Annotated in this window: 21 protein-coding genes; 7 read left to right on the top strand and 14 right to left on the bottom strand. The window is 54.5% G+C overall.

The genetic code is table 11. From position 1 onward, the window contains the following. Positions 1–174 precede the first annotated feature (174 nt). Genes ptsH through crr form a run of 3 tightly spaced genes read left to right on the top strand, consistent with a single transcriptional unit; the run spans position 175 to position 2,758 of the window. Positions 175–432 carry a phosphocarrier protein Hpr gene (gene ptsH / locus K6K13_RS04350; RefSeq protein WP_002913505.1) on the top strand — a complete coding sequence of 86 codons (258 nt, stop codon included), beginning with the start codon at positions 175–177 and terminating at the stop codon, positions 430–432. 47 nt (positions 433–479) lie between these two features. Beyond that, positions 480–2,207, top strand: coding sequence for a phosphoenolpyruvate-protein phosphotransferase PtsI (gene ptsI / locus K6K13_RS04345; RefSeq protein WP_222159699.1), 1,728 nt, complete (start codon positions 480–482; stop codon positions 2,205–2,207). Between the two features lie 41 nt (positions 2,208–2,248). After that, positions 2,249–2,758, top strand: a complete 510-nt coding sequence (gene crr / locus K6K13_RS04340; RefSeq protein ID WP_196908569.1) for a PTS glucose transporter subunit IIA — start codon at positions 2,249–2,251, stop codon at positions 2,756–2,758. 78 nt (positions 2,759–2,836) lie between these two features. Here the strand turns inward: crr and K6K13_RS23430 are convergent, their stop codons facing one another. The 4 genes from K6K13_RS23430 to K6K13_RS04325 form a co-directional block, all read right to left on the bottom strand. After that, entirely contained in the window at positions 2,837–2,968 is a 132-nt protein-coding gene (locus K6K13_RS23430; RefSeq protein WP_286206781.1) for a hypothetical protein, read from the bottom strand. Next, on the bottom strand, positions 2,965–3,942 hold the full coding sequence (locus K6K13_RS04335; RefSeq protein WP_222159698.1) for a hypothetical protein: 978 nt from the start codon (positions 3,940–3,942) through the stop codon (positions 2,965–2,967). The genes K6K13_RS23430 and K6K13_RS04335 overlap by 4 nt, the downstream gene beginning before the upstream one ends. An 88-nt stretch (positions 3,943–4,030) precedes the next feature. Next, complete coding sequence (locus K6K13_RS04330; protein ID WP_222159697.1) at positions 4,031–5,446, bottom strand: ATP-binding protein; 1,416 nt, start codon at positions 5,444–5,446, stop codon at positions 4,031–4,033. Beyond that, entirely contained in the window at positions 5,446–6,126 is a 681-nt protein-coding gene (locus K6K13_RS04325; protein WP_222159696.1) for a response regulator transcription factor, read from the bottom strand. Before K6K13_RS04325 ends, K6K13_RS04330 begins: the two co-directional genes overlap by 1 nt. Before the next feature lie 220 nt (positions 6,127–6,346). Here K6K13_RS04325 and K6K13_RS04320 point away from each other — a divergent pair, with 220 nt between their 5' ends. After that, positions 6,347–7,549 (top strand): efflux RND transporter periplasmic adaptor subunit, encoded by a 1,203-nt coding sequence (locus tag K6K13_RS04320; protein WP_222159695.1) that lies wholly within the window; start codon positions 6,347–6,349, stop codon positions 7,547–7,549. A gap of 13 nt (positions 7,550–7,562) precedes the next feature. After that, positions 7,563–9,515, top strand: coding sequence for a MacB family efflux pump subunit (locus K6K13_RS04315; RefSeq protein WP_222159694.1), 1,953 nt, complete (start codon positions 7,563–7,565; stop codon positions 9,513–9,515). Between the two features lie 2 nt (positions 9,516–9,517). Here K6K13_RS04315 and cysM read toward each other — a convergent pair whose 3' ends face one another. The 10 genes from cysM to K6K13_RS04265 all read right to left on the bottom strand — a co-directional run bounded on the left by cysM (position 9,518) and on the right by K6K13_RS04265 (position 22,257). After that, positions 9,518–10,357 (bottom strand): cysteine synthase CysM, encoded by an 840-nt coding sequence (gene cysM, locus K6K13_RS04310; RefSeq protein WP_222159693.1) that lies wholly within the window; start codon positions 10,355–10,357, stop codon positions 9,518–9,520. Positions 10,358–10,389: 32 nt separating this feature from the next. Then, positions 10,390–11,289 (bottom strand): Dyp-type peroxidase, encoded by a 900-nt coding sequence (locus K6K13_RS04305; protein WP_222159692.1) that lies wholly within the window; start codon positions 11,287–11,289, stop codon positions 10,390–10,392. A 198-nt stretch (positions 11,290–11,487) separates the two neighbouring features. Next, complete coding sequence (locus K6K13_RS04300) at positions 11,488–12,090, bottom strand: RpoE-regulated lipoprotein (RefSeq protein ID WP_222159691.1); 603 nt, start codon at positions 12,088–12,090, stop codon at positions 11,488–11,490. 203 nt (positions 12,091–12,293) lie between these two features. Further along, positions 12,294–12,605, bottom strand: coding sequence for a hypothetical protein (locus K6K13_RS04295; protein ID WP_222159690.1), 312 nt, complete (start codon positions 12,603–12,605; stop codon positions 12,294–12,296). A gap of 136 nt (positions 12,606–12,741) precedes the next feature. Next, a complete protein-coding gene (locus tag K6K13_RS04290) occupies positions 12,742–14,406 on the bottom strand; it encodes an ABC transporter ATP-binding protein/permease (protein ID WP_222159689.1) in 1,665 nt (554 codons plus the stop codon). Then, positions 14,403–17,201, bottom strand: coding sequence for a M16 family metallopeptidase (locus K6K13_RS04285; protein ID WP_222159688.1), 2,799 nt, complete (start codon positions 17,199–17,201; stop codon positions 14,403–14,405). Before K6K13_RS04285 ends, K6K13_RS04290 begins: the two co-directional genes overlap by 4 nt. An 11-nt stretch (positions 17,202–17,212) precedes the next feature. Beyond that, complete coding sequence (locus K6K13_RS04280; RefSeq protein WP_222159687.1) at positions 17,213–20,008, bottom strand: secretin and TonB N-terminal domain-containing protein; 2,796 nt, start codon at positions 20,006–20,008, stop codon at positions 17,213–17,215. 137 nt (positions 20,009–20,145) lie between these two features. Continuing rightward, positions 20,146–21,084 (bottom strand): FecR family protein, encoded by a 939-nt coding sequence (locus K6K13_RS04275; RefSeq protein ID WP_222159686.1) that lies wholly within the window; start codon positions 21,082–21,084, stop codon positions 20,146–20,148. Then, positions 21,068–21,595 (bottom strand): sigma-70 family RNA polymerase sigma factor, encoded by a 528-nt coding sequence (locus K6K13_RS04270; protein ID WP_222159685.1) that lies wholly within the window; start codon positions 21,593–21,595, stop codon positions 21,068–21,070. Before K6K13_RS04270 ends, K6K13_RS04275 begins: the two co-directional genes overlap by 17 nt. A gap of 236 nt (positions 21,596–21,831) precedes the next feature. Then, positions 21,832–22,257 (bottom strand): GNAT family acetyltransferase, encoded by a 426-nt coding sequence (locus K6K13_RS04265; RefSeq protein ID WP_222159684.1) that lies wholly within the window; start codon positions 22,255–22,257, stop codon positions 21,832–21,834. A 180-nt stretch (positions 22,258–22,437) separates the two neighbouring features. Here K6K13_RS04265 and hemF point away from each other — a divergent pair, with 180 nt between their 5' ends. Together hemF and K6K13_RS04255 are read left to right on the top strand one after the other, a co-directional pair. Further along, the gene (hemF, locus tag K6K13_RS04260) at positions 22,438–23,361 is read left to right on the top strand and encodes an oxygen-dependent coproporphyrinogen oxidase (RefSeq protein ID WP_222159683.1); all 924 of its coding nucleotides are present in this window, start codon (positions 22,438–22,440) and stop codon (positions 23,359–23,361) included. Beyond that, entirely contained in the window at positions 23,358–23,828 is a 471-nt protein-coding gene (locus K6K13_RS04255) for a YaiI/YqxD family protein (RefSeq protein WP_222159682.1), read from the top strand. The genes hemF and K6K13_RS04255 overlap by 4 nt, the downstream gene beginning before the upstream one ends. Positions 23,829–23,885: the final 57 nt, after the last annotated feature.

Raw genomic sequence — 23,885 nt, 5'->3', positions numbered from 1 at the left:
CTGGAATACGGTGCTATTTGGCGTATATATTCAAGGAAGGCGTTTCGTCGTACCTTGCCGCATCAAAGGCGACCCCGTAACATAAATGGGGTTGACCTAACAGACTAAAGTTCGGTAAATACACTAAACTTTAGTTCCACAACACGAATCCAAACCATAGTTGGGGAAAACAGAATGTTCCAGCAAGAAGTTACTATTACCGCTCCGAATGGCCTGCACACCCGTCCTGCGGCTCAGTTTGTTAAAGAAGCCAAAGGATTTACCAGCGAAATTACCGTCACCTCTAACGGAAAAAGTGCCAGCGCGAAAAGTTTGTTCAAACTTCAGACCCTTGGCCTGACGCAAGGCACTGTTGTTACCCTTTCCGCAGAAGGTGAAGACGAGCAAAAAGCCGTTGAACATCTGGTTAAGCTGATGGCCGAACTTGAGTAATCTGCAGGCTTTTCGTGTGAACATCAGTTTTGAGTGAAGGTAGGGTTATGATTTCAGGCATATTAGTATCACCCGGTTTTGCTTTCGGTAACGCGCTGTTATTGAAGGAAGACGAAATCGTCATCAGCCGGAAGAAAATTACTGCTGAAGACGTTGAACAAGAAATCGAACGTTTTCTGAGCGGTCGGGCCAAGGCTTCTGCACAGTTGGAAGCCATCAAGACCAAAGCCGGTGCAACCCTGGGCGCTGAGAAAGAGGCCATCTTCGAAGGGCATATCATGCTGCTTGAAGATGAAGAGTTCGAGCAGGAAATCATAGCCCTGATCAAAAAGGACCATCACTCTGCCGATGCGGCAGCCTACTCTGTTATCGAGAATCAGGCGAAAGCGTTGGAAGAACTGGACGATGAATACCTGAAAGAACGCTCCGCTGACATGCGCGATATCGGTAAACGCCTGCTGAGAAACATTCTCGGTATGCCGATTATCGATCTCGGCGATATTCAGGAAGAGTCTATCCTGATCGCAACCGATTTGACGCCATCAGAAACCGCACAGTTGAACCTGGATAAGGTTCTGGGTTTTATTACCGATCTCGGCGGTCGGACATCCCACACCTCCATCATGGCGCGTTCTCTGGAGCTGCCCGCGATTGTCGGCACCACGGATGCGACCCAACAGGTGAAAAACGGCGATTATCTGATTCTGGATGGCGTGAACAACAAGATTTATCAGAACCCGACGCCGGACGTGATCGAACAGCTGAAAGCGCTGGAAGCACAGTACTACGCTGAAAAAGATGCATTGGCAAAACTGAAGGATTTGCCTGCCATCACGCTCGACGGGCATCAGGTAGAAGTGTGCGCCAACATCGGTAACGTGCGTGATGTTGCCGGTGCTGAGCGCAACGGCGCAGAAGGTGTTGGTCTGTACCGCACCGAATTCCTGTTTATGGACAGAGATGCGTTCCCGACAGAAGAAGAACAGTTCCAAGCCTACAAAGCCGTGGCGGAAGCCGTAGGGGCGCAGGCGGTTATCGTGCGCACCATGGATATCGGCGGCGACAAAGATCTGCCTTACATGAACCTGCCGAAGGAAGAGAACCCGTTCCTGGGCTGGCGAGCAATTCGTATCTGTCTCGATCGTAAAGAAATTCTTCACGCACAGCTGCGTGCCATTTTGCGCGCGTCGGTGTTTGGCAAGCTGCGTATCATGTTCCCGATGATCATTTCCGTGGAAGAAGTGCGTGCGCTGAAAACCGAGCTGGAACTGTTGAAGTCGCAGTTGAGAGCAGAAGGTAAAGCCTTCGATGAGAGCATCGAGGTGGGCGTTATGGTTGAAACACCTGCTGCGGCCGCCATTGCCAATCATCTGGCAAAAGAAGTGGACTTTTTTAGTATTGGGACAAATGACTTAACCCAGTATACTCTGGCAGTCGATCGCGGTAATGAGCTTATCTCTCATCTCTATAACCCGATGTCGCCAGCGGTATTGCGTTTGATCAAGCAGGTCATTGACGCATCTCATGCCGAAGGCAAATGGACGGGGATGTGCGGCGAGCTCGCTGGTGACGAACGTGCTACACTGCTATTATTGGGTATGGGTCTGGATGAATTCAGCATGAGTGCAATCTCAATTCCTGGCATCAAGAAGATCATTCGTAATGCAAATTACGACGATGCCAAAGCGTTGGCAGAACAAGCGCTCTCCCAGCCCACAGCGCAAGAACTGAGCGATGTAGTGAGCCGATTCATCAAAGAAAAAACGCTCTGCTGATTCTGCTATGCTGACCCAATATTAATGATTAGGAGAAGATCATGGGTTTGTTCGATAAACTGAAATCTCTGGTATCTGATGACAAAAAAGATACTGGCAGCATTGAAATCATTGCACCGCTGTCTGGTGAAATCGTCAATATCGAAGACGTTCCTGACGTTGTTTTTGCTGAAAAGATTGTCGGGGACGGTATTGCCATTAAACCGACAGGCAACAAAATGGTGGCGCCGGTTGATGGCACCATCGGCAAGATTTTTGAAACTAACCATGCATTCTCTATCGAATCCGACAGCGGAATTGAACTGTTCGTTCACTTCGGCATCGATACCGTTGAGCTGAAAGGTGAAGGCTTTAAACGCATTGCGGAAGAAGGCCAACACGTGAAGAAAGGCGATCTGGTCATTGAATTCGATCTGGCGCTGTTGGAAGAAAAGGCAAAATCAACGTTGACGCCAGTGGTTATCTCCAATATGGACGAAATCAAAGAGCTGACCAAGTTGAGCGGCACCGTTGTTGTTGGTGAAACACCGGTTATCCGCATCAAGAAGTAACGCTGTTCTGAATCCAGCACCGCATACCTGCCCCACGGTCAGCCTCTGACTGTGGGGTTTTAATTTATTGCCCCCCGTTTAGCGTGAACGCGGACGTTTTATCGCACCGGCAGAAGCCATGTCGAGCGCGGTCAGCACTTTCACCGCACTACCGCTCAATGAAATCCCCAGCGATAGCGCCACCAGTGCGCTGCACTCCCCGTTCCTCACCCGTTCCTCACCCGTTCTGCCCCGGACGTCTCAACATCAATCATCTCCAAACGATGCATCGCCGTGTGGCAGTGATGAATGCCGTGCTCCCTGGCAACCACAAGACAGGATTCGCCCTGACGAACTCGCTCACCGGCCACCGTATTCACGGCGATGCTTTCCAGTTCACACATCGCGGCGAACATAGGATTGATACCATGTTCTCTGGCGACTAACTGACAGGACTCCCCCTTACGCACCCGTTCTCCCGCACAGGTGTTGACAGCAACCCTCTCCAGCATATCCATGGCTTCATACAGCGGAGAGATACCATGCGCTTCTGCGACCAGCAAGCATGACTCGCCGTTGCGCACCCGCTCTCCCGCTCGCCCCCTGACCGCATGCCGTTGCAGACGGTTAAAGATAAAACTGTCCGGATCGATGCCATGATCCTCGGCAATGGTGTAACAACACCCGCCCTCAAATGCCCGCATACCGGCAGGGCCGTCAACGGCCAACATATTCAATTGGTACATCAAGGCACTATTCCGTGAAATACCGTGCGCCTGCGCCACTGTCTTGCACGATTGCCCTGCCAATACGCGCTCTATCGCAACGGCATGCGCCAAATGAGCATGCTCGTCAATAGAGATGGATTTCCAACGTTGATAAAACGCCTTACGCAGGGTGCGTTGCACGATGGGAGGAAATTCACTGTTGCCTTCGATAAAACGCGCCACCCGCGCGAAATCGCCAGATTGAGAAAACGCATTCACCTCAGTAATGCGATCTACGCAGACCTTGGTCGCCAATACGGACAAGGTAGGTATAGAACCACGCTCAGACCGCGCCATCGGCTCTGCGCCATCATGGCTGACGACGATCACCGCTTGCAATAGTCGTAACGGCTGCCCGCCCAGCCGATAGCCAAAAGAGCAATTGGTAGGAAAACGAAAAGACAAGTTATCGATAGGGCAGAAAACGTCCGAAGGCATCTTGGGCATCCTGAAAGAGGGTTGCGTATCCATACTAAAGCCAGTTTCGGACAAAAATGCGCGACTACCGTTTTAAAAAACGCGCTAATTAATGACGCTGTGGTGCGGTCTCTTTCCAGCGAGGAATAAAGATACACACGGTCAACCCCCCCTGCGGCCGGTTATCCGCCTCAATATGACCTCCGTGCGCCATCACCACTTTGCGGGCAATCGCCAGCCCTAAGCCATAGCCTTTGCCAGACTGCGGCGATTCGATGCGAATAAAGGGATCGAAGATGCTGGAAAGCTTATTTTTTTCCACACCCGGTCCCTGATCGGTGACACACAGCAGCCACTCGCTCTCCGTGCCACGCAGCGCTACCAGCACCGTCTGTTCGCGGGTTGAAAAGCGCAGCGCATTGCGCACGATATTATCCAACGCGCGCCGCATAAGCTCCGCATTGCCTTTTACCGTGTGATCCTGCTCGGTGTCCGCCTCCAGAAGAATGGTGACGCCGGGCACTTGCGCCTCATAGCGCGCATCGTTTACCACCGCATCGACCAATCCGTACAAATCGAAGTAAGACTCATCGACTACCTGATGCTCGGCGCGTGATAGCGTCAGCAATTCACCGATCATTTTGTCCATGCGCGCCGCTTCGCCTTCGATGCGCTGCAACGATGTGTCGATATTAGCGCGGTTTTGGTGCGCCAACCCAATAGCCAGTTGTAAACGCGCCAAAGGGGAACGTAGCTCATGAGACACATCATGCAGCAGTTGTTCGCGGGAGCTCACCAACACCTCCAGCCGCTCGACCATGGCATCAAAATCCCGCGCTACGTCGCTCAACTCATCGTGCCGTCGTTTCATGTCCGGCAGCAGACGAATGGATAAATCGCCCTGTGACACGCGATCAAAACTGGCACGCAAGCGATTAAGCGGCCGGGTCAGGTTCCAGGCTAATACCCCACTGAACAGCAGTCCGCCTAATCCCGCAATCCACACCAACGGTTCGGGAATATTGAGTATCAACATCGGACGCGGTGCGTAGGTTTCATCGCGCAAACGCAGAACGTCAAAAGAGACCCAATAGCGCTCGCCATTGGGCCCATCGACCGCGTTGACCAGCGGCATGTGCCGATCGCCCCGGTGATTCTCCTCATCCGCTGGCGGCCTGGGGCCACCGGGAGGCGGCATATCGCTGGCTGGCGGTTCACGCCACGGTGCAGGCGGTGGAGCCCATTTCTCAGCATCGATGGCCGTGGTGGACACGCGCAGAAAACCACGCTCCTGTGGCGGCCACTGAGCTTCCAGTGCGTCCAACGCGGGCTGCCCACCCTGTTGCAATGCAGATTGCGCCATCGACAGTTGTAACGACATTAAGCGCTGGATCATCGCCTCTTCCGGCGGTGCGCGGTGCCCGCCGTCATACAGCGTGAACCCCAACCACAGCAGTTGCGATATCAATAAAAATGTCAGCCAGAAGCCAAACAGAATTTTCCAGAACAAGCGTACCTGTATCATTAACGAATCCGATATCCTACGCTGCGCACGGTCTCAATGGTCATGGTGCTGCCCGGCAGTTCAGCCAGCTTCTGCCGAATGTTGCTGATATGCACATCCACACTGCGATCGTAGGCTTCGCGCTGCCGCCCCAGGCATTTTCCCGACAGCTCATCTTTGGAGACCACGCGCTCGCACGCGCGCACCAGCAGTTCCAGCAAATTGAACTCTGAAGCCGTCAAATCAAAGGGGCGACCTTTCCATTCACTGGTGCGCGTGGCGGGGTTCAATACCAGTTCGCCAAGCGCCGCTGCCCCTTCGCTTTCCTGCTTTTCCGGGCGTTCGTCATAACGGCGCAACACCGCGCGCAAACGAGCCACCAGTTCACGCGGGAAACAGGGCTTCGGCATATAATCATCGGCCCCCATTTCCAGACCAATCACTCGGTCGATATTGTCCCCCTTGGCCGTCAACATGATAATCGGCAACCGGCTCGCCTTGCGCACCTGACGTAACACATCAATGCCGCTCATGTCTGGCAACATCACGTCCAGAATCATGGCGGTATAATTTCCTGACAGTGCGCTTTCCACGCCCTCTTTCCCTGTCAACACGCGCGATGCGGCAAATCCCTCAGCGCTGAGATACTCACAGAGCAGGTTTCCCAACTCCACATCATCATCAACCAGCAACAGCTTCATACCTTGCTCCCCTTGGCGGTTCTGGTGGCTATTTTCTCGTTTAATCCGTATTTTCGCAGCCATCTTTACTGAATTCTTACCTTCCATAGCACTAAATAGGCGAGATCGGGTCATAGAGTCAGGGTAAAGTAACCGCGTGGTTCTTCGCGGTTAGCATCGCCCAGTCAAACGTCGATACCCTGTTAAGACGTCAACACCCGATAAGGATATTCAACTGCTCATGCCTGCTCGTTTTTTGTCATTACGTACATCGCTACTGGTACTGGTTGCCATCGTTGCCCTTTATTTTGGCTATAAACACTTTTTCGCCCCACCACCACCGGTGAACTACATTACCGCGCCCGTGGAAACCCGAGATATTGAACAGACCGTCCTGGCGGATGGCACCATTGAAGCACTCAAACAGGTGAGCGTTGGTGCGCAGGTATCAGGACAAATCAAAGCGTTGCATGTTGCACTGGGCGATAAGGTCAGCAAGGGGCAACTGCTGGCAGAAATTGATGATTTAACACAGCAAAATACGCTGAAAGACAGCGATGCCGCGCTGAAAAACATTCAGGCGCAGCGTGCTGCCAAGCAAGCCACGCTGCGCAACAATCAGCTTAGTTGGCAGCGTCAGCAAATGCTAATGCAACGCGGCGTGGGGGCTCAGGCCGATTATGACAGCGCCAAAGCTACGCTGGATGCCACCACGGCAGACATTGCCGCCCTCGACGCACAAATCGCCCAGGCGGAGATCGCCACCAGCACCGCCAAGGTCAATCTCGGCTATACACAAATTACCGCCCCGATGGATGGCACCATCGTCGCCATTCCAGTGGAAGCCGGACAGACCGTCAACGCGGCGCAAACCACCCCCACCATCGCCAAAGTGGCAAATCTGAACACCATGACGGTGAAAGCACAGATTTCCGAAGCCGATGTGGTCAACGTGAGCGTCGGCATGCCGGTCTGGTTCACCATTTTGGGTCAACCCAACAAGCGCTATCAAGCCACGCTGCGCGCTATCGAACCGGCACCGGACTCCATCAACGACGAGACCACCACGTCATCGAGCAGTTCCAGCAGCAGTAGCAGTTCTTCAACGTCTAAGGCGATTTATTACAACGGCCTGTTTGATGTCGATAATCCGGATGGCACGCTGCGTATATCGATGACGGCGCAAGTGTATATTCTGCGCGCGGCGGTAAAAAACGCGCTGGTAGTGCCAGCCACGGCCGTACAGCAATTGAATGGCAAAACCGTAGTGCAAGTGGTTAATGCGCAAGGACAACGTGAATCCCGCGACGTGACCGTTGGCATTAACGACAACGTGCATACCCAACTCCTCACCGGCGTCAGCGCGGGTGAACAGGTGATCATCAGTCAGCAACCGGGTTCGTCATCATCAACGGCACGCCACCCCGGCCCACCGCCGATGTAACGGGAGCTAACGTATGACTCAACCTTTATTAACGCTAACGGAAATTTCACGCCGTTTTACCAACGGTGACCAAACGGTCAACGTGCTGAAAGCGATAAACCTGACGATTCATGCCGGCGAAATGGTCGCTATTGTTGGGGCTTCCGGCTCCGGCAAGTCGACATTGATGAATATTCTCGGCTGTCTGGATAAAGCCTCCGAAGGGGAATACCGGGTTAACGGCCAAGCGGTAGCGACGCTCGACAGCGACAGCCTGGCCGCGCTGCGTCGGGAGTATTTCGGGTTCATCTTTCAACGCTATCACCTGTTGGGCGATCTTTCCGCACAGGGCAATGTCGAAGTCCCCGCTATCTACGCCGGGCGCGACCGCACCTCGCGCCAGCAGCGCGCAGCGGCACTGCTACACCGCCTTGGATTGGGTGAACGCCTGAACTATCGCCCCAGCCAACTTTCTGGTGGGCAACAACAGCGCGTCAGTATCGCCCGCGCGCTGATGAATGGCGGCCAGGTGATCCTCGCGGATGAGCCAACAGGCGCGCTGGACACGCACAGTGGTAATGAAGTGCTGGCCATTTTGAAAGATCTGAATGCGCAGGGGCACACTATCATTATCGTGACCCACGATATGCAGATCGCACAACATGCCGGGCGGATCATTGAATTGCGCGATGGCGAAGTGATCGCGGATTCAACCAGTACTACGTCGCCTGCCGAGACTGCGCCGCAAGAAAGCGTCAATGCCAAGCCCACCTCACGGCTGCTGCAAGCGCGCAATCGTTTTATCGATGCCTTTAAAATGGCGCTGCTGGCGATGAATGCGCAGCGCATGCGCACCTTTCTGACCATGCTTGGCATCATTATCGGTATTGCCTCGGTGGTCTCTGTGGTTGCGCTGGGCAAAGGCTCGCAGCAGCAAGTACTGGCCGACATCAGTGCCATGGGCACCAGTACGCTTGAGATCTATCCCGGCGAGGATTTCGGTGACCGGCGTTCGAGCGCCATTCAAACGCTGCGCGCGACCGATATCGAACCACTGGCACAGCAGCCCTACGTTCACAGTGTGACCCCGTCCGTCGCCACCAGCGTCACGCTGCGCTATGGCAATGTTGCGGTCACCGCCACTGCCACCGGTGTAGGAGAGCAGTTTTTCACCGTGCGCGGCTACAGTGTGGCACAAGGGATGATTTTCCCACGCGCCAGCGTGGATAATCTGGCACAGGAAGCGGTTATCGACCAAAACACATTGCAGAAACTGTTTCCCAACGGGGAGAACCCCATCGGCGAGGTGATCCTACTGGGCTCACTCCCCGTGCGGATTATTGGCGTGGTGGAAAAAAACAGCAGCGGTTTTGGTAGCGATGAAAACCTTAACGTCTGGGTACCCTACACCACGGCGATGAAACGCATGATCGGGCAGTCCTACCTGAGAAGCATCACCGTCAGGGTCAAAGACAACGTGGATTTGAGCGTGGCGGAACAGGGCATTACCCAGATTTTGACACAGCGCCACGGCAGCAAGGATTTCTTTGTTTTCAACACCGACAGTATCCGCCAAACCATAGAGAAAGCCACCACCACGCTGGCGCTGCTGGTCTCCGCCATTGCATTTATTTCGCTGCTGGTCGGCGGTATCGGCGTGATGAACATCATGCTGGTGTCGGTGACCGAGCGCACGCGTGAAATCGGCGTGCGCATGGCGGTTGGCGCGCGCGCCAGCGATATCATGCAACAGTTTTTGATTGAAGCGGTGCTGGTGTGCTTGCTGGGCGGCGTATTGGGGGTTTCGCTGTCGCTGCTGGCAGGTGCAGTATTTAGCCACTTCTTCAGCAGCTTCTCGTTAATCTACTCGCCAGCCTCTATTGTTGCCGCATTCCTGTGCGCCAGCCTGATTGGGGTGATTTTTGGCTTCTTCCCCGCCCGGCGTGCCGCCTACATGGAGCCAATACACGCGCTGGAACGGGAATAAGATTAACCAAATACGCCAGTGGACAGGTAGCGATCGCCGCGATCGCAGACAATCGCGACGATCGTGCTGCCGGGGGTTTCCTGCGCCACGCGCAGTGCCCCCGCCACCGCACCGCCAGAACTGACGCCGCAGAAAATACCTTCTTCCTGCGCCAAGCGGCGCAACGTGATTTCCGCCTCTTGAATCCCTGGCTCATACCCCAGCGCCCAGCGGCGGATACCGGGAATATGGCTCCCCGATGCGGGTTGTAAACCGATAGTACAGAGGGATGCACGCTGTTGTTTAAGGAAGCGACTGACGCCGGAAAGCGTGCCGGTAGTGCCCATCGCGGACACAAAATGGGTGAGTGCACCTTGCGTTTGCTGCCAGATTTCCGGCCCCGTGGTCATAAAATGCGCCAACGCGTTATCCGGATTGTTGAACTGATCGAGCACCTTGCCTTCTCCGGACTCTGCCATCTGGCGTGCCAGATCGCGCGCACCTTCCATGCCACACTCAGGGCTGACCAGCACCAACTCCGCACCGTAGGCGCGCATCGCCAGTTGCCGCTCACGACTCATGTTCTCCGGCATCAACAGTCGCAGGCGATACCCTTTCACCGCAGCAATCATCGCCAACGCAATACCGGTATTGCCGCTGGTGGCCTCAATCAGCCGATCGCCGGGGATGATTTCGCCGCGCCGTTCGGCCTGTTCCACCATAAAACGGACCGGACGATCTTTTACCGAGCCAGCCGGATTGTTCCCTTCCAGCTTAAGCCAGACCTCACTGCCAGTATCCTGCGTCAGCCTTTGCAGCTTAATGAGCGGCGTATTACCAATTGTGTTATCCAGGGTACTCAACGCGTCTCCCCTACCTACTCAACATGAAAATGTTACAACGCGAGCAGTTTTTCCTGCGAAGGCGCGAAGAAATAGCTGCCGCTAACGGCGCGCGTGAAGCGCAGCATCTCATCACGTTTGCCGTCACGATCGCCAAACATGCTCAGTAATTGCTGTTCAATATTATGCAAGCGCGCGCAGTAGGCAATAAAGTAAAGACCATGTTTGCCGCTGGCCGTGCCATAAGGCATGCTCTGGCGCAAAATCTTCAGCCCTTTGCCCTCTTCCTTAAGATCAACTCGGCTCAGGTGAGAGGTGATCGGGCGCTGTTCTGCCGGGATCTCTTCGTTGTCCTGCTTGGTGCGGCCAATCATCTGCTCTTGTTGCTCCACGCTAAAGCGCTGCAACTGCTTGAGATTATGCTCCCAGCGTTGCACAAACACATAGCTGCCGCCAGCGTCTGGCCGATCGTCAGCGATAATCGCCACCTCACGCCGCACATCGCCCTGCGGGTTCTCTGTGCCGTCGACAAACCCGCTCAGGTCACGATCTTCTACCCAGCGAAAGCCGTGCGTCTCTTCTTCAACGCGGATCGCGGAACCAAATGCCGTCAATGCCGCCTGAGCCAGGCTGAAATTGACATCGTGGCGCAAAGATTGAATATGCAGCAGCAAATCGCGCTGCGTCGCCGGTGCCAATCCCTTACCCAGCGGTACAAAAGGCTTCAGTTCAGCAGCGCCTTGTTCGCAATCAAGATCGCGCCACACATCATGGCCAAACGCCAGCGTCGCCCCCAGCCCCGCATCGGGAAAGCGCGCCTTCAACTCCTGCAACGACTGACAAAACTTTTTGCATCCTTGGCGAATAGCGTCGAATTCGCCCTGAATCATGGCTTCAATAAAAATGGCAAAACGACGGTGCTCAAGTAAAATTCCGCTCTGTATCTGCGTCATTTCAAGCTTCCTCATGTTTTAATTATCTGCTTTTATCGTTTTTTGGCACTAGGCGGCCTAAGACGCTCATCATACCGCATTCACGGCAATGTGCTTTGTTCAAAAACAAAGGATAAAAATAAACGATGAGAGGGCGGAAACGCTACGACCTTGGCGCGTTACCGCGCCAAGCTTGATAGGTGTGGTTTAGAAAATGAATCAGTCACGCGCCTGTGCGTGCCAGATGATTTTGCTGACATGCCAGGATTGCAGAATATCATCAGAGGGCATTAAGCCTTCCGGGCCGTTCCAGTCGCCAGAGTAAAGATAACTGACGTGCTTGCTCTGCGATTCAATGCACTCGACGCTACGGGCATCATCCCCTTGAGCCAATTGGCAGACCTCAAAGGCTTTGCGGTAATGGGCGCTGAATGCATCCCCGATTTTCACGCCCCATACGCTGGTAATTTTCGCATCCATCACCTCGACGCGATTGACCTGCGCTTTAGGCTTACCACTGATTAACAGTTTGATCTCTTTACCATCCAGCGCCTGATAGAACGCCGTGATTTGGCCATTCGTGGTGCCCATGCCGCTGCGCAAACGATAATTGCCGTTCAACGCCTGGTTTATCGGCTCTTGTGCCAGCGGCGTGCCGCCGTTAAGCCCGCCGACGCCAGCATCCGACACCTCAATTTTGCTGCCAAACCAGTTGAACGGCGACAGACTGGACCAGGAAAAGTTGGAGAGTGCACTACATCCCGTCAACAAAGTGGCGGCGAGCACACAGGGAATAACCAACTGAACGGAGCGAAACCTCATGACATAAATTCCTTTAACAATGAGCGGCACCTACGCCACCCCACGATCGTCTGCGTGAGGGTTTGAGTCTCTGGCCTCGGAAAAGTGCCGTAAAAAACGATCAAGTGGGCAAGATTATCGTTGATTATCCCGGTAAGGGGAAGTGAGGCGCCGAAGACGTTGGCGACACGAACAGGCTCCCTATCCGTGTGCATTTGGCCCTGTTACAAAGGCTGGACGGACTCAACGTCATGTTGAAAAACATAAGGATCAGACAACAGACCAAACTGTTCATCGTCAGGATAGGTGACGGCAACGTGGTAATCTTCGCCCGCAAACGCTTTTACTGCATTCATATCTTGCCAGTAGGTGGCGAGAAAGAAATGCTCCCAATCACCTTGCGTCACCCTTTTGACTACTGCCCCCAGATTGCCCGGTATGCTTTGGGAGTGTTGAATGCCTGTGACATCAAGGTGTGCCGCAAACCCCGTTGCATGCGAAACGGGAACGCATCCATGCCATGTTCTTACAATCATTTTCAGCTCCAGCAAACGTGATGCAGATAACCTAACCGAAGCGGCGGACCACAGAAAGGAATAATTGCAGCACACCCGCAATCAGGACCGGATGCCCGAATGAAGGCCACACAGGCCTTCCTTCGGGTTGATGACATTATCCCGCCGTCACCGCGCGAAATGTGGTGAGGTCGTAATGATGCGGGAACAAATCGTCCAGTTCACCTTGGTGGGTAATGGCAATAACCGTACACGCTGGCAGCGCCTGTTTAAGTTCACTCAGCAACGCACGTGCCGCACTATGATCGAGACTGCTGGTGGCTTCATCCAGATAGAGCGTGTCCGGTTTAGCGATCAACGCGCGGGCGAAGGCCAGCCGCTGCTGTTCACCACCGGAAAAGATACGATCCCAGTTATGTCGCTCAGCCAAACGATCGCACCACTCACCGAGGCCAACCCGTTCCAGGGTGTGCTGCATGGTGCTGATATCCTTGAGCGGTGGGTGCGGGTAACACAATACCTCCGCCAGCGTCCCCTGCCCCAAATAGCTTTTCTGTGGCAACAGTAGCGAGCGGCCCGCTTGCGCTTGCCACTGCCCGCGATAGTAGGGCCACAGCCCGTTCAAGGTACGCAGCAGCGTCGATTTCCCCAATCCACTTGGCCCGGACAGTTTGCTCCAGCTTCCCGGCGCACAGTGCAGTGCCACATCGTTTAACAGCGGGGTGCCCTGCGGCGTAGCAAATGACAGCTGCTCGATATTCAGGCATTCACCCACGTCCGGTGCCGCCTGCTGCGGCTGATGGCGATCAATTTCCTGCTTGAACTGGATCAAACGCTGGATGCTGGCGGAAAGCATGGTTATCTCCACGTACATATGAATAAACCAGCTAAGCGCACCGTGCACCTGAGCAAACGCGCTGCGGATCTGCATCAATCCACCAAGCGTCACCGTTTTCGATAAAAAGGCTGGCAGCGCGGCAAAAATGGGCACAATCAGACTGACACGCATATAGCCGGAGGTGAAGAACCCCATATTACGCTTCGTGTCCATCAGTTGACGCCAACTGCGGGCGACCTCGCTAAAATGGCGCGTCAAATAGGTTTTTTCCTGCGCCTCACCGCCATAGAGCGCGATTTGTTCCGCATTGTCGTGTTTACGCAACAGCGCGGCGCGGAAATCCGCTTCTGAGCGCTGTCGGGCATAGCTGATGCCGTGCAGTTTTTTCCCCACCAAATGCGTAATCAAGGTCCCCACCACGGTGTAGATAATCACCACCCACACCAGATAGCCGGAGATCGCCCACTCACGACCAAACAGGGTAAAGCGTTGCACGCCAGAGAGTTGCCAGAGAATGATCATAAACGACGAGAGCCGACACGCATTGATGATAAAAGCCACTACCATGCTGACCAGCTTATCGGTGAACAAATTGATATCTTCGGCGATACGCTGATCCGGGTTGTCGATTTTTCCGGTTAACGACATGCGATAAAAGGTGCGTTTTGCCAGCCAGCTATCCACAAATTGCGCGGTCAAGGCGCTACGCCAACGGATCACCAGCAAGCTGGTAAACCAGTCCTGATACACAAAAACGCCGATATAGAGCAGGATGTAGACCGTGTACTCCTTCATCAAGCCAAACAGCTTGCTGCTGTCGTAAGTGCCGAGCGTGTCATAAAACACCCGGCTCCATTCGTTGATCTGCACGTTGAGATAGACGATGCCGAAGCCCATGGAGACAGCAACTGCCAGCAGCGACCAGGCGCGCCAACTGCGCCATCCAACCCAGAAGGGGCGGCACAGTTCCCATAATGCGCTCATAGGGTGACGTCTCCATCCGCTGCGCTGTCCGCTGTTTCAGCACCTTCTCGCGGTAATGACAGTAACAGCACGCGGTTAGCCGGGTTGAGCAGCTTGCTCGCCATCCCACGCACGCCCTCTAACGTCACCGCCTGCGCGAGGTTTGCCACGTCACTCAAATAGCGCGGATCGCCGTAGTGACGGTCGCTCAATATCAAGCGCCGCTGCTGGGTAGTGAAATCATTGCCACGCCCTTGCTCCGCGCGAATAAATTGCTGGCGCTGCTGTTCAATATCGTCTGCGGTGATCCGTTGCGGTAAGTTCGCCAGCACCTGTTCGGCGCGCTGCCACAGCTCATGACCCCGTTCAGGAGAAGCGGTAAAGCTTATCTCGGTCTCGATGCGCTGGGCCTTGTCTGCCAGTTCGCTGTCGAGGCGCATACGGTAAATACCCAGCGCCTCATCGCGCAGGCTGTTTTTCAGATATTTATTTGCCAGATTGCGCGCAATGCTGACCTGCACAGCCGCCTGCGGCGTCCAAGGTTGCTCGGTGTAACTCCAGGCCCGCACGTCTGAGCGCGGCTCAATATTCAACGCCACGGTGGATTCGCGCGTGCCTGCCAGCGCCAGATGTGGCGTGATGGCAGGCTGGGTAGCACGCGGCAATGATGCCAGATAACGTTCCACCAGCGGCAAGAACGTCTCCGCCGGTTGGTTCGCCATCAGATAATAGGTGACCGGCACGCTGACTGTCCGTTGCCATTGGGTGAGCAACATCGGCGCGGTGACCCCACGCAATTGCGCTTGATCAGGCTCCTGATACGCGGACTGCCCAAAGCGCAAACGCGTCACTTCACGCTGACGCAGATCGCCTGACGACTGGCTGCGGTTGGCACGTTGGCGCATCAGCGATGCCAGACTGTCTTTCATGACGCTGGCGTCAACGCCCGCCTGCGTGTTCATTGCATGATAAAGCTGGAACAGCGACTGCACCTGTTGCAGCGTGGATAGTCCGTTGATCTGCAACTCATCCGCACTTTGGCTGACGTTAAACGACACCGCTTGCGCTTGTTTCCAGTCGCGCAAATTCTCTGCACGCCAGCCCTGTGGACCACTCTGCGCCACAATCTGGCTGGCAATTTGCGCCTGCCAGGGGTTGAGCGTTTTCGCCATAAACCCGGCGTTGCTGTAGGCCGACAGGTAAAACTTGTCGCGCGCCAACGGCGTGCGCAGGTAAACCACGCGATCGCCGTTCGCAAGCTGCCATTGTTCCACCTGCTGCTGCGGGAAGTGCTGTACCGCCGTGCGCTTACCCGTGGCGGTCACTACGGGCAGTTCCGGCACCACTTTCGCTAATGGCAGTGGCGCAGGCGCAAGATTAACCGCACGGGCTTTTTGTAGCTCAGTGGTTATCGCCGTTACCGTTGGTAGCGTAAACGGTGCATTGCCAGGCACGCTGAATTGCACCAGCGTATCCGACGCGGACAGCCAACGCTGCAAATGCTGATTCACCTCTTGCGGCGTGATGGTCGGCAACAGCGTCAGGGCATCACGGCCAATCTGCTGCGCGCTGACATAGGGCTTGCTTTGCAGCCAGCCCACCGAAAGTTGCTGAACCCAATCGGCAAACTCGCGTGATTCCACATTGTCAGCCATGCGATTTGCGGCTTGTCGAATATCGTTTTTAAGCTCGACAATGTCGCGCTCGCTGAGCGGATAGCGCTTCACGCGTTCGATCTCTTGCAACAGCACCGGCAGTGCCGCCTGATGTTCGCCTGGGATCACATCGGCAAAGAAGCCTACCGCAACGGTGGTTTTGCCAATATCCGACTTACGCACCACCAGACTGTTCACGCTGTCCGGCAGGTGCTCGCTTTGGCGGCGCAGTTGACGTTGCAACGCATTGCTGGCGAGTTGATCCAGCAAGCGGTGACGCATGCCTTCCAGACCGATTTTTTTACTCTGCGGATCGTTGAGACGAAACACAAAGGCAATCTGGCTGGCACCACTTTCGCTGTCCTGCAAACGCACCACGTTTAGCTGTTTTTTCAGCTGCGGTTCGTAATAGTGACGGGCAGGAAGCGACACGGCAGGCAGCGAACCAAACTGGCGGGCGATCTCCGCGACCACCTCTTGCGGAACGATATCGCCAATCACCATCAGGCGCATATTGGCAGGGTGATACCAGCGCTGATAGAAGTCCTGCAACTGGGTGGCGGGCATAGTGTTGATGGTCGCTTGCGTGCCAATCACCGGGCGAACGGGATAGCGCGACCCTTGGCGTATCGCCTGGACGCGCTGCTGATTCATGCGCTCGGCGACGCCGAGCTTGCCGCGCCACTCTTCCAGAATAATTTTGCGCTCATCATCCAGATCGCTTTGCAGCAAGCTGGCGTGCCCGACCATTTGGCTTAGTGCCGCCAGCGGCAGATCGCGTTTGCCAGCCGGCGGGCTCATCATGTATGGGGTGCGCTCATAGTTAGTCATGGCGTTGTAATGCTGGGCGCGAATCCAGCCCTTTTGATGCAGCATGTTCGCCACGCCGCTCGGGTACGCTTCGCTGGCGCGGAACACCATGTGCTCAACCATATGCGCCACGCCGGATTGTGTCTCGCTTTCATCCACCGATCCGGCTTCCACCGCCAGTCGGATATCGACGCGCTGTTTCTGGCCTTCCAGCGGCACCAGCGTGTAGTGCAGTCCGTTAGGCAACGTGCCGGTGGTAATGTGCGGCAGCGGACTTTTTATCTCTGCCGCAGAAAGGGCGGCGCTGAAAAAAATCGCGCCCGCCAGCCAATAGCTCACTGTGTTTTTCATTGTTTTTCTTCTTACCAGGAATAGGTCACATCAAGCCAGAACTGACGACCGAGGCCGTAGTTGGATTCCGTTTTGTTGGCTTTGTCCAAAACGTTCAACACATCGACGCCCACTTTCAGTTTCTGTTTACCCAGCGGTTGGGTATAAGAGATACGCCAATCAAGTATCATGTTGGTACCGTACTGCTCTTCTTCATAAACATCACCGGAGCCGACCAGACCGCCACAGCGATCGTCGCCAGGGCACACCACGGTCGTTTGGTACGAGACAGCTTTATAGCCGCCGACATAGTTGACGCGCTGCGTCCAGTCCAGCCGCCAGTCGGGGATTTCCGTATTCAATTCAACAAACGCCATCCAAGGACGGTTAAAATCCTCGGCGGGCATATCAATGGCGCGCATCGGCTTGCCCTTGTAGATGACGAACCCATCGACATCCACATCGGCGTCGTAGGTTTTATTCGAGGATTTACTGTTAAAGATATTCCCGCCCGCTCGCCATTTGAAAATCGCCGGTCCCCACTCAATGGGCGCTACCGGTTCAATTTCCAGGCTGTAGGTGTTAGATTCGGACTGACCATTATTGGTCAGTTCATAGGCACCGTTGATCTTTTCTTCGCTGCGGGCAAATTCATCCTTGTCTTTGCGGTGTACCCATTTCAGCGTCCAGAACGTATTTGCAATACGTTGTTTGACGCCCAGCGTTTTTTCATCGCTGTACGGGGTATTAAGCGAGGTATAACGGTAATTCACCGCAGAAAGTGGTTTCTCATACACCCAGTCAGCCGGTGTGCTACTGGTCGTCAACGCAGCGGTACAAGCCCCTGTGCTATTAACATGATCCGCCCGGCATTCAGTGTAAGGCTGGGCCCGCGCTTCGCGCAGCTTATAGGCCAACACGTTGCCAGCATAATAACGACTCATACCACCGAATAACTCGGTTGAACGATCGCCCCACACGTCATAGCTGGAACTGAAGCGGGGAGAAACATTCAGGTTCTGCATATAATCGTCAAAATCAACGCGAATACCTGGCACCGCCGTCAAACGGTACAGCTTGAGCGTGTCTTGTACATAAGCGCCGTAGGTACCGGCATCGACCGTAATGTCCGAAACGCCGTACACCGTTCGCTTGTTGTGATATTGCTCACCATCAATACAGGCACTGTCTCCGCCACACACAATGGTGCTGGAACGTCTGGGGCTGGTGTAGGAATAGGTTGTCTCTTTTCGGCGATAGCTCGCTTGAGAGAGCGTTACGTCATACCCGATATCCCATTGGTGCTCAAGGGAATAGGTGGAAAATGGTGTGAATTGAAAACCTTGCTTCAAGTTGATACTACGCTGTGCCGTTTCTACCTTGCCAAACCCACCTTCCTGCGCGGTGGCCACAGCGGAAGCCCAATCAATGCTCTCGGTTCTCAGCCAGTTGTAATAATCACGCTTCTGATTGTTGATGGTGTTTTCATTCTGCTTATAGGCCAGATTGGACGTCATCACGCCAAAGGTATTTCTATTATCCCACTTAAGATTGACGCTATAACCCCCCCCTTCATTGGTGTACTCGCCATTTCGGGTATTAGCTCTTACGTAACTGGAAGTATGAGGCGCATACAGTAATTGCAGGTCAACCTGGTTATTAGCATCAGGATCCCAGGCACCACGCAGCATATAGTTTTCGGACAGGCGATCCTGGTTTTGCCATGTTCCCATGTATTTGTGCCAATACGGGATCACCGAATTTTTACGGTCATAGACAAACATCACAGCGGCGTTGTCACTGAGTGGCTGGCTGGAATAAAAATTATAAAAATTCTTGGTAAAGCGCGGCTGCTTGTTCAAAGCCGTGGCCGTGGAAAAGGTTTTTTCCTCGGTCGACGTTAAATGGTATTTGGTCCAGGCATCACGCGAGGTACGGTAACCGACAGCCCCTGATGCCTCGGTGAAAGAGGGACGCTTTAATTTTATATCAATCACCCCTCCCGTAAACTGGCCGTACTTGGCAGAAATATTGCTGTCAAATACCGACATGCTTTCAATCAGATTGGTATCTATCCAAAACGATTCCGGATGCCCGGAAGGAAAATCGTTAGCTGAATTACCGTTAGGCGCCGCACTGATAGCACCGACATTGTCGCCGGGATTCAGGCGATCGTTGTTCGACATACCATCAATGATAAAATTATTGTTGTAGAATTTTCCGCCGTGAAATGACACCACATCAGGGGCAATCTCCCCCGGCGACGCGCTGCTACGCGAGGTTTCAGCGAACTGTACATTGGGGTTAGTGCGTAACAGTTCAGTGACATTACCGTTCGCCTGCGGCTTTTTTGCGATGTCCTCTGCCGTCAACTGCTGGCTACCAATCTCCATGGGCCCCGGCAATACACGCGCCTGAACGGTAATGACATCCCGCCGGTTGCGTCCCGCAGCGGCAGAAGGTACATCCTCCTGATTCTCTGACGTCGTTGGTTTGGCACTGATCTGCGCCAGCGGACGAATAATAAACCCTTTACCGTCGTCGGTCGGTTCCGCATACAGATTATTGCCGCGTAACAACGCTTCCAGCGCCTGCTCCACACTGTAGCTACCACTCAGCGCCTGCGCCTGCTTGCCCGCCACCAGTTGGCTGTCTACGCCAAAGTTAACGCCGGTTTGCCGTGCCAACTGCATCAGCGATTTTTCCAAGGGTTGCGCGGGCAACTGCACCGTGCTGACCGTGGCGGCCTGCGCCATCCCGGCGCTTAATGCCACAGTCAACACTGCCTGCGACCAATACTTCCCCTGTTGCGTAATAAAAATGGACATGAATACGAGTTCCCTGCCTGCTGCTATTTTTGATTTCTACTGACGATGACGTCAGGCAGCAAAAATCGGGCAGAGCAAAACGAAAATAATTTTGATAATCATTCTCAATATGTAATAAAAAATTGATTTTTATAGCGTTATTTTTTGCTACCGATCAACGCCACGGCATCGACAGGCTGCCGGTAGGAAAGTGGCAGAGAATGACTGAGTAACGAGAGGGCGCGGCCAGTATCATCCAGCGGCAAGACGCCGGTAAAACGCAGTTTATCCAGCATACGTCGATCGCGCGGATCCAAATAGATAACGCCACGGTGATAGCGACGTAGCTCATCGAGCACCTCGCTTAAGGGCGCATTTTCAAACACCAACTGATTGTGCAGCCAACCCGCTTCTGCCACACCGTCCTGCACGTCGTCCAACAACGCATATTGCGTAAGGCTGACTTGTTGGCCTGCGCTCAGATCGACGCTGACCGCGGGATCGCCCTGCGCCGTGACGCGAACACGAGACTCTTCCACATGCACCCGGGTTTCCTCTCCCACTTCGCGTACGCTATAACGCGTGCCCAGCGCTTGGGCAGAAGCCTGTAAGCTGCGAATCACAAACGGGCGCCCGGCAGGATCTTTTGCCACCTGTGCGTAGGCTTCCCCTTGCACCAGTTCCACCGTGCGTTGTCGGGTATCAAAGTGCAGATTAACCGCAGAGTCGGTGTTTAGCGTCAGTATGCTGCCATCATCCAGCGTCAGACGGCGGATTTCACCGATTGCCGTGCGCTGATCTGCCAACCAGTAGCGATAAGGCAGTTGGCTGGCAAGCATGCCCACCACCCCCAGCGCCAAGGCCAAAGAGAGAAACCGTTGCGGGCGCGCTTTACGCTGCGTGGTGGCCGGTGTCAGCGCCGCGCTGGACCAGAGTTGCTGCATCTGGTGATAAACCCGCTCATGACGCGCATCCTGTTCGCACCAACGCTGCCATTCGGCAGCACGTGCGGCCTCGTCTTCTTCAGGTTCAGAAAAGCGGATGAGCCACTCAGCGGCCTGTTGCTGGATACGCGCTAACTCAGCTTTCTGGTTCATCGCTTTCCAGACTGAAGATACGGGTGTGGAAATGGACCATGGCTTTTGCCAGATACTGTTTGACGCTGCTTTCGCTCACGCCCAACGTAACGGCGATATCCCGGTAGGAATGGCCTTCAACGCGCGCCATGATGAACGCACGCTGCACTTTTTCATCCAGCTCTTCATTGAGGATATGCAGTGCCGTTGCCACCAATTGACTGATGGCCACACGCTGCTCGGCAGACTGCGCCTCTGCCCCCTCCGCCAACTGCGCCAGCGCCGCCAATGCATCCTCTTCCAGTTTGCGTTTACGGAACTGGTCGATCATAACGTGGTTGGCAGTGACCATCAGGTAAGCGCGCGGATTACGGATGGCTTCCGGCTCCGCCAGGGTAAGCAGTTTAAGGAAAGTATCGTGGGTGAGATCGTCCGCCAGATGGCGGCAACCGGTTTTTTTACTGAGCCATCCGCGCAGCCATCCCTGGTGGGAGTGGTAAAATACGCTCCAGAATGTCGTTAGCTGCGTCATAGTCGGTGGCAATAAACATACCGCAAAGATTAATTGATACTCATTATCATCTAAGCGAATCAGACGACGCAACAGTTTTTAAACAACAAGCCAAAAAACCGACAATACACCCTAAATAATTCGAGTTGCAGGAAGGCGGCGACGCAGTGAATCCCCAGGAGCATACTCAAGTATGTGACTGGGGTGAGCGAGGAAAGCCAACGCACCTGCAACTTGAAGTATGACGGGTATAGGCGTTAGTATTCTTGATCTTCGATGAGACGTTTCCCCAGCGTAACAGAATCCACGATATCGTAGTTCAGCTTCTCATACATGCCGATCACCGCATCATTGTCCTGCCGCACCATCAGGTGGATTTTGGGGCAACCGCGTGCGATCAATTTTTTCTCAAGGCGGCTAATCAGCGCGTTCGCGATGCCGCGCCCGCGAAAATCCGGATGGACGCCCAGATAGTAGGCCGACCCGCGATGACCGTCATACCCCCCCATCACTGAACCCACGATTTCGCCGCCCACTTCGGCCACCAAAAATAGGGAGACATCGTGATTCACTTTGCGCTCAATATCCATTTCCGGATCGTTCCAGGGGCGCAGCAGATCGCAACGTTCCCATAGGGTAATCACTTCTTCAAAGTCATCTTGTCGGAATACGCGGATTTCCATGGGATCCCCCCGTTGATCGCTAAGGAAAATCTGATTATCGCGTGATCTCACGCAGACGCAATATCAATTTGCTCTCATATCCCCCGCCGCAGTTGCTCAGCAGCAGGAAAACCAACACCTCGCGGTTGTGGCAGGCTATACTGGTAGCCCTTTTGTTATAATGGATTTGCTAACACTGTCATGAGTCAGCCCGATATTTCCGCCGTAAAATCCTTTTTACTGACGCTGCAAGACACCCTGTGTCAGCACCTTGCCGCCGCAGATGGCAAGAACAGCTTTAATGAGGAGTGCTGGCAACACGCCGGCGGCGGCGGTGGGCGCAGCCGGGTACTGACCCAAGGCGCGGTATTCGAACAGGCAGGCGTCAACTTCTCTCACGTGATGGGCGCTACGCTGCCCCCTTCGGCCAGTGCACACCGGCCCGAGCTTGCCGGACGTCGCTTTCAGGCCATGGGGGTTTCGTTGGTGATCCATCCGTTAAACCCGTATGTGCCCACCAGCCACGCCAACGTACGCTTTTTCGTTGCAGAAAAAGAGGGTGAAGCGCCGGTATGGTGGTTTGGCGGTGGGTTCGATCTCACCCCGTTCTACGGCTTTACCGAAGACGTCGTACACTGGCACCAAACTGCGTACGATCTTTGCCAGCCGTTCGGTGACGACGTTTATCCGCGTTACAAAAAGTGGTGTGATGATTATTTCTTTCTCAAGCACCGCAACGAGGCACGCGGCATCGGCGGGCTGTTTTTTGATGACTTGAACACACCGGATTTCACCACCAGCTTTGCGTTTATGCGCGCCGTCGGAAACGGTTTTCTCGACGCTTACCTACCGATCGTCGCGCGACGCGCGGCACTGCCTTGGGGAGAGCGCGAGCGCCAGTTTCAGCTCTACCGTCGTGGGCGCTACGTTGAGTTTAATCTGGTGTGGGATCGCGGCACGCTGTTTGGCCTGCAAAGCGGTGGACGCACCGAATCTATCCTGATGTCGATGCCGCCGCTCGCGCGTTGGGAATACCACTATCAACCGGAGCCGGACAGCCCGGAAGCCGCACTTTATCGTGATTTTTTACCGGTAAAAGAGTGGTTAGCCAAGGAGCTTGTATGAACGACAATACCGACGCAGAACCGCAAATTTGGGTGGATGCTGACGCTTGCCCCAATGTAATTAAAGAGGTGCTGTATCACGCAGCCGATCGCACACAAACCCGTGTCGTTCTGGTCGCCAATCAATCACTGCGCACGCCGCCGTCACGTTACATCTCATCAGTGCGCGTTGCTGCCGGGTTTGACGTGGCGGATAACGAAATCGTGAAACGCGTCAATGCCGGGGATTTGGTGATTACCGCCGATATTCCACTGGCAGCAGAAGTGCTGGAAAAAAAAGCCGTGGCGCTCAACCCGCGCGGTGAAACCTACACGCCCGCCACCATCCGTGAACGACTGACGATGCGCGATTTTATGGATACGCTGCGCGCCAGCGGTGTGCAAACCGGTGGACCGGATGCCCTCAATCAGAAAGATCGCCAGCGATTTGCCAATGAGTTGGATAAGTGGCTGCGCCAACGGCGTTAATTCCCTGATAAAAAACAGCCCGGCATGCCGGGCTGTTTGCTGTAGGACAATGCAAAT

Source organism: Symbiopectobacterium purcellii, assembly GCF_019797845.1.
Classification (GTDB): Bacteria; Pseudomonadota; Gammaproteobacteria; order Enterobacterales; family Enterobacteriaceae; genus Symbiopectobacterium; species Symbiopectobacterium purcellii.
Note: the sequence above shows the minus strand (reverse complement) of the source record. Positions and strands in the feature narration are given on the sequence as shown.

Bases quoted from the DNA above. Each gene is read 5' to 3' on its own strand.
- K6K13_RS04330 (WP_222159697.1), bottom strand. From the start codon at position 5,446: ATGATACAGGTACGCTTGTTCTGGAAAATTCTGTTTGGCTTCTGGCTG.
- K6K13_RS04325 (WP_222159696.1), bottom strand. From the start codon at position 6,126: ATGAAGCTGTTGCTGGTTGATGATGATGTGGAGTTGGGAAACCTGCTC.
- K6K13_RS04280 (WP_222159687.1), bottom strand. From the start codon at position 20,008: ATGTCCATTTTTATTACGCAACAGGGGAAGTATTGGTCGCAGGCAGTG.
- K6K13_RS04285 (WP_222159688.1), bottom strand. From the start codon at position 17,201: ATGAAAAACACAGTGAGCTATTGGCTGGCGGGCGCGATTTTTTTCAGC.
- ptsH (WP_002913505.1), top strand. From the start codon at position 175: ATGTTCCAGCAAGAAGTTACTATTACCGCTCCGAATGGCCTGCACACC.
- crr (WP_196908569.1), top strand. From the start codon at position 2,249: ATGGGTTTGTTCGATAAACTGAAATCTCTGGTATCTGATGACAAAAAA.
- K6K13_RS04255 (WP_222159682.1), top strand. From the start codon at position 23,358: ATGAACGACAATACCGACGCAGAACCGCAAATTTGGGTGGATGCTGAC.
- K6K13_RS04265 (WP_222159684.1), bottom strand. From the start codon at position 22,257: ATGGAAATCCGCGTATTCCGACAAGATGACTTTGAAGAAGTGATTACC.
- K6K13_RS04305 (WP_222159692.1), bottom strand. From the start codon at position 11,289: ATGACGCAGATACAGAGCGGAATTTTACTTGAGCACCGTCGTTTTGCC.
- ptsI (WP_222159699.1), top strand. From the start codon at position 480: ATGATTTCAGGCATATTAGTATCACCCGGTTTTGCTTTCGGTAACGCG.
- K6K13_RS04290 (WP_222159689.1), bottom strand. From the start codon at position 14,406: ATGAGCGCATTATGGGAACTGTGCCGCCCCTTCTGGGTTGGATGGCGC.
- hemF (WP_222159683.1), top strand. From the start codon at position 22,438: ATGAGTCAGCCCGATATTTCCGCCGTAAAATCCTTTTTACTGACGCTG.
- K6K13_RS04300 (WP_222159691.1), bottom strand. From the start codon at position 12,090: ATGAGGTTTCGCTCCGTTCAGTTGGTTATTCCCTGTGTGCTCGCCGCC.
- K6K13_RS04275 (WP_222159686.1), bottom strand. From the start codon at position 21,084: ATGAACCAGAAAGCTGAGTTAGCGCGTATCCAGCAACAGGCCGCTGAG.
- K6K13_RS04320 (WP_222159695.1), top strand. From the start codon at position 6,347: ATGCCTGCTCGTTTTTTGTCATTACGTACATCGCTACTGGTACTGGTT.
- K6K13_RS04335 (WP_222159698.1), bottom strand. From the start codon at position 3,942: ATGCCTTCGGACGTTTTCTGCCCTATCGATAACTTGTCTTTTCGTTTT.
- K6K13_RS04270 (WP_222159685.1), bottom strand. From the start codon at position 21,595: ATGACGCAGCTAACGACATTCTGGAGCGTATTTTACCACTCCCACCAG.
- K6K13_RS04295 (WP_222159690.1), bottom strand. From the start codon at position 12,605: ATGATTGTAAGAACATGGCATGGATGCGTTCCCGTTTCGCATGCAACG.
- K6K13_RS04315 (WP_222159694.1), top strand. From the start codon at position 7,563: ATGACTCAACCTTTATTAACGCTAACGGAAATTTCACGCCGTTTTACC.